General features: G+C 73.2%; 5 protein-coding genes. 1 reads left to right on the forward strand and 4 read right to left on the reverse strand.

What is annotated here, in order from left to right; genetic code table 11:
• Nucleotides 1-341: 341 nt before the first annotated feature.
• Nucleotides 342-1,157 (forward strand): SDR family NAD(P)-dependent oxidoreductase, encoded by an 816-nt coding sequence (locus NBZ85_RS27560; protein ID WP_261559959.1) that lies wholly within the window; start codon nt 342-344, stop codon nt 1,155-1,157.
• A gap of 45 nt (nt 1,158-1,202) precedes the next feature.
• Here NBZ85_RS27560 and NBZ85_RS27565 read toward each other — a convergent pair whose 3' ends face one another.
• The 4 genes from NBZ85_RS27565 to NBZ85_RS27580 all read right to left on the reverse strand — a co-directional run bounded on the left by NBZ85_RS27565 (nt 1,203) and on the right by NBZ85_RS27580 (nt 4,781).
• Entirely contained in the window at nt 1,203-1,604 is a 402-nt protein-coding gene (locus NBZ85_RS27565) for an acyl-CoA thioesterase (RefSeq protein WP_261559963.1), read from the reverse strand.
• Nucleotides 1,605-1,753: 149 nt separating this feature from the next.
• Nucleotides 1,754-2,422, reverse strand: coding sequence for a TetR/AcrR family transcriptional regulator (locus NBZ85_RS27570; RefSeq protein WP_261559960.1), 669 nt, complete (start codon nt 2,420-2,422; stop codon nt 1,754-1,756).
• Nucleotides 2,419-3,480 (reverse strand): phosphotransferase family protein, encoded by a 1,062-nt coding sequence (locus NBZ85_RS27575; protein ID WP_261562924.1) that lies wholly within the window; start codon nt 3,478-3,480, stop codon nt 2,419-2,421. The genes NBZ85_RS27570 and NBZ85_RS27575 overlap by 4 nt, the downstream gene beginning before the upstream one ends.
• A complete protein-coding gene (locus NBZ85_RS27580) occupies nt 3,477-4,781 on the reverse strand; it encodes an acyl-CoA dehydrogenase family protein (RefSeq protein WP_261559962.1) in 1,305 nt (434 codons plus the stop codon). The genes NBZ85_RS27575 and NBZ85_RS27580 overlap by 4 nt, the downstream gene beginning before the upstream one ends.
• Nucleotides 4,782-4,874 lie beyond the last annotated feature (93 nt).

The raw sequence follows: 4,874 nt of genomic DNA on the forward strand, positions 1-4,874 counted from the left end.
GGGTGGGCTTGTCCGGTCCGTTCGTCAGCCGGGTCACGGCGCCCACGGTGAACGTCACCGCCGCGATAATGCCCGCGACCACCGTCCAGAAGGCAACGGCCCGGTTGCCGAACGGGCCGCCGGAGCCGCCGGAGTCGCTCACAGGCCCCCCAACCTATGACGCACGGGCTGGCGTCAACCGGCTGTATCGGAGCCTGACTTCGCCGGACAGCGCCGCCCATGAAGTGATCTGATCGCACTCTACCCGGTGCGGCGGAATGCCCGGACAGTGGAGAGCGTCCGCAATGACGGGATCGTTCCGATGTCGACGCCGGGGGCCGTTTCCCGGCAGGATGCGGGGCATGAGGATCGAGCAGGGTCAGGTCGCGGTGGTGACAGGAGCGGCCAGCGGTATCGGGTACGGGCTGGCCGAGGCGCTCGCGGCCCGGGGCGTCCAGGTCGTCCTGTCCGATGTGCAGACCGACGCGGTCGAGCGGGCCGCCGCCACACTCGCCGCGACCGGGGCCACGACGCTCGCGGTCGCGGCCGATGTCAGCGACGCCGACCAGGTGGGCGCCCTCGCCGAGGCCACCATCGACCGGTTCGGCCGGGTGGATCTGGTGTGCAACAACGCCGGCGTCGTGAGCCGGCCGGCGCCGATGTGGGAGCAGAGCCTGGCCAGCTGGCACTGGCTGATCGACGTGGCGCTGCTCGGGGTCGTCCACGGCGTGCACCATTTCGTGCCGCACCTGATCCGCCAGGGCGGCGGTCATGTTCTCAACACCGCCTCCGTCGGCGGCCTCATGCCGCTGCCGACGCTGACGCCGTACAACGCCGTCAAGCATGCCGTCATCGGGCTGACCGAGACTCTCAACGTGGAGCTGCGGGCCGTCGCCCCCACCCTCGGCGCGAGCGTGCTGTGCCCGGGGCCGGTGGCCACCGCGCTGAGCGAGACGTCGCGGGCGAACCAGCCGCCGGGGGCGCAGACGCCCGACCCGGCGGACACCCTTGCCGACCGGGCGGCGCAGCGCGGCGGCTCCGTCCTGCAGCCGGCGGACGTCGCCCGCATCGCGCTGGCGGGCATCGAGGCGGACCGGGTCCACATCCTCACCAACCCGGAGACGGCCGCGGGGGTGCGGGCGCGCGTCGAGGAGCTCCTCGCCGACCTCCCCTGGTGAGCCGCCCTGCCTCCGTGGCCGGGTGGGACGGTGCCGGCGTGCTCCTCAGGCGAGCAGGAGCCGCTGCAGGCCGGCGCGCTGCTCGGGGGTGAAGGGCATCGAGTGCAGCCGGTCCGCGTCGACCTTGACCAGGGTCGTGGTCAGGCTCGCCGCCGCCTGCTCGTTCTGGCTGAGTTCCAGGGCGAAGGTCAGCGAGCTGGAGCCGAACTTCGCCAGGGTGACCTCGAACAGGACGTCGCCGGTGAACAGCTCCCGACGGTAGGTGCTGGTCACGTCGACGACAGCGAGGTCGGCGGGAGCGAGCAGCCCCTCACAGGTCGTCGCCAGCGCCTGCGCCCAGGCCTGCGCGGCGATCTCCAGGGCCAGGAAGAAGGGGACGTGGCGGTGCTGGCTCACCACACCGTCGCGATCCGGCCGGTGCGTCACCGGCAGCATGAACGGAAGCATCACCCGCGGTGTCTCGCTCCCCCTGAAGGCCACGCGGCACAGCCGCGAGCACTACGGACCCCGGGTCGACCCGACGTCTCGACCCGCCTGGGCGCGACCCGATGAGCTGCGCATTCGACCCTCATCCGGCGTCGTGCCGAATTCCGACCCTACCGGTCGGCGGGGTTCGGCGGGCTGGAGTGGATGTGCCGGCTCGTCTGCGCCGAGACCGGGGCGGCGAGGATCGCCGTCACCAGATCGACGAGGTGACTGGCGAACAGCCGGTGGTCCGGGCGGTGATGCTCCCGGGCGCGGGTGGCGAGCTCCCCGTTGAGGAAGCGGATCGCCGCGAACCGGCGGTGCAGCGGCGGGCCGACCGCGGCGGGCGGCAGGAACGGCGTGACCAGGGCGCGCCAGCGGACCATGCTCGGCGCGGCCGACACCGCGGCGAAGCTGGCGGCGAAGCGTTCGGGGCGGGCGGTCACCTCGGCGATGATCTGCAGGTACTCGGGTCCGCCGTCGTGATGATCGAGGCGGGCCGCCTGCGGGAGCACGAGGGCGGCGGCCAGCTCGCGCAGCCCGGACTCGCCGGGGGGCTCCCCGTCGAGTTCCAGGGTGTCGAGCAGGCCGAGCCGGTGGGGCTCGACATCCCGGTGATGCCGGTCGATGATCGCGGCCAGGACCGACTGCCGGTCGCCGAAGTGGTATTGCAGCGCGCTGGTGTTGAGTTGCCCGGCGGCCTTGCTGATCTCGCGCATGCTGGGGCCGTCGATGCCGCCGGCGGCGAACAGCCGCTCGGCGGCCAGCAGCAGGTCGCGGCGGGTGTCCTCGCCGCTCATGCCGTCGCGATGCGGGCGCTCGCCTGGGCGAACAGCCGCCTGGCGGTCGCCCGTAGCTGCCGGCCGACGCCGAGATCGGCCTGCCCGGCGCAGGCGCGGGCGTAGGTCCCCTCCAGGATGATGCCGATCTTGTAGCAGGCGAGGACCTCGTACCAGGGAAGGGAACGCAGGTCGCGGCCGGTGATCTCACCGTAGCGGGCGACGAGCTCGCGGGCCGTGGGGAACCCGTCCCAGGGGCGCACCCCCAGTGCCCCGGGCGGTGTCCCCTCGGGACCCGGCCAGGTGCTGAGCAGGCCGCCCAGGTCGAGCAGGGGATCGCCGATGGTCGCCAGCTCCCAGTCGATGATGGCGGCGAGCGCCGGGCGGTCCGCCGTCACGAGCACGTTGGCGAGATGGTAGTCGCCGTGCACCAGACCCGGACGGAAGTCGTCGGGCCGGTGGGCGTCGAGCCAGCCGCCGATGGCGTCCAGCTCCGGCGCCTCGGGCCCCGGGTAGCCGGCCAGCGTCCGGTAGCCGTCGAGCTGGCCGCGCCAGCGGCTTACCTGCCGCTGCAGGTACCCGGCGGGCTTGCCGAGGTCGGCCAGGCCGGCGGCGGCGTGGTCGACGGCGGCGATCGCGGCGGCCCCCTCGGCCATCGCGAGGCCAAGCCGGTGCCGCCAATGCGCCGACGTCCGGTAGCCGGCGGGCAGCTCGACCGTCGGGTTGGCGCCGTCGACCGGTTCCATCAGGTAGAAGGCCGCGCCCAGGACGGCCTCGTCGGAGCAGGCGGCGATCAGCCGGGGATGCGGCACGTCGGTCGACGCCAGGGCGGCGAGCACCCGGGCCTCCCGGCGCATCGTCCGGTCGCTGTCGGGCCGCTTGTGCACGGGCGGTCGGCGCAGCACGAACCGCTGCCCGCCGCGGTCGAAGCGCACGAGCACGTTCTGGGTGCCGCCGGCGAGCCGCTCGACGGCGGTGATCGGCCCCGCCGGCAGGCCCTCGCCGTCCATCCACGCCGCCAGCCGGCCGAGGTCCACCCCGGGCACGGCGCCCGCCGGGCCGTCCGCGGCGCCGGTCATGCCGGCGCGGGGGCGACGGCGTCGCCGAGGCGGCCCGCGAGCCGGCGGGTGGCGGCCTCCCGCAGGGTCGGCAGGTGGTCGCTGGGAAACAGCGTCTCGACCGCGTGGTGGTCCTTGAGGACCTCGCGGGCGATCGTGACCCGGTGCACCTCGGTCGGGCCGTCGGCGAGACCGAGCAGCTCCGCGGCGACCAGCATCTCGACGAAGTTCATCTCGTTGGAGATGCCGAGCGCGCCGTGCAGGTGCAGCGCGCGGCGGGAGATGTCGTGCAGCACCTTCGGCATCGCCACCTTCACCGCGGCGATGTCGCGGCGGACCCGGCGGTAGTCGTTGTGCTTGTCGATCAGCCAGGCCGTGCGCAGCACCAGCAGGCGGAACTGCTCGATCTCGATCCAGCTGTCGGCGATCTGCTCCTGCACCACGCCGAGGGAGGCCAGCGGGCCGGAGCGCACCTGGCGTGACAGCGCCCGCTCGCACATCGCGTCGAAGACGCGCCGCGCCATGGCGATCGTCCGCATGGCGTGGTGGATGCGGCCGCCGCCGAGGCGGGTCTGGGCGATGGCGAACGCCCGGCCGCGCTGCCCGAGCAGGTGATCGGCCGGGATGCGCACGTCGTCGTAGCGGACGTAGCCGTGCGCGCCGAGCTCGGCCGCCTCGTGGCCGAGCGCCACGTTACGGATGATCTCCAGGCCGGGCGTGCCCGCCGGCACGATGAACATGCTGGCGCGCTCGTAGGGGCCGGCGTCCGGATCGGTGATCGCCATGACCAGGAAGAAACTGGCGTAGCGGGCGTTGGTGGAGAACCACTTCTCGCCTCGCAGGACCCACTCGTCGCCGTCGAGGTGGGCGGCGGCGCGGAACAGCGTCGGGTCGGCGCCGGCCTGCGGCTCGGTCATCGAGTAGCACGAGCAGATCCGGCCGTCGAGCAGCGGTTGGAGATAGGTGGCCTGCTGCTGCGGCGTGCCGAAGTGGGCGAGGATCTCGGCGTTGCCGGAGTCCGGCGCCTGGCAGCCGAACACCGACGGCGCCCAGCGCGAACGGCCGAGGATCTCGTTGAGCAGCGCGAGGTGCACCTGCCCGTAGCCGGATCCCCCGAGCTCGGGACCGAGGTGGGCGGCCCACAGCCCGCGTTCGCGCACGACTTGTTGCAGCGGGCGCACGATCGCGTTCGCGACCTCGTCGCTCTTGTCGAACGGCTCCCGCAGCACGTGATCCAGCGGCTCGACCTCGTCGCGCACGAACGCGTCGACCCACTCGAGCTGCTTGGCGAACGCCTGGTCCGTCTCGAAGTCCCACGCCATGACGCCAATTTCTAAGACAAGTGCTTTAGCAAGTCAAGCGGCAGCCTTAACCGGGTGGCGGGCCGGCGCGGGCCGGCGCAGATGGTGGGGGTG

It is taken from the genome of Frankia tisae, from assembly GCF_025403405.1.
GTDB classification, from domain to species: domain Bacteria; phylum Actinomycetota; class Actinomycetes; order Frankiales; family Frankiaceae; genus Frankia; species Frankia tisai.

Excerpts from the sequence above, each read along its gene's own strand:
- NBZ85_RS27560 (WP_261559959.1), top strand. The coding sequence starts at position 342 with ATGAGGATCGAGCAGGGTCAGGTCGCGGTGGTGACAGGAGCGGCCAGC.
- NBZ85_RS27580 (WP_261559962.1), bottom strand. The coding sequence starts at position 4,781 with ATGGCGTGGGACTTCGAGACGGACCAGGCGTTCGCCAAGCAGCTCGAG.
- NBZ85_RS27565 (WP_261559963.1), bottom strand. The coding sequence starts at position 1,604 with ATGCTTCCGTTCATGCTGCCGGTGACGCACCGGCCGGATCGCGACGGT.
- NBZ85_RS27575 (WP_261562924.1), bottom strand. The coding sequence starts at position 3,480 with ATGACCGGCGCCGCGGACGGCCCGGCGGGCGCCGTGCCCGGGGTGGAC.
- NBZ85_RS27570 (WP_261559960.1), bottom strand. The coding sequence starts at position 2,422 with ATGAGCGGCGAGGACACCCGCCGCGACCTGCTGCTGGCCGCCGAGCGG.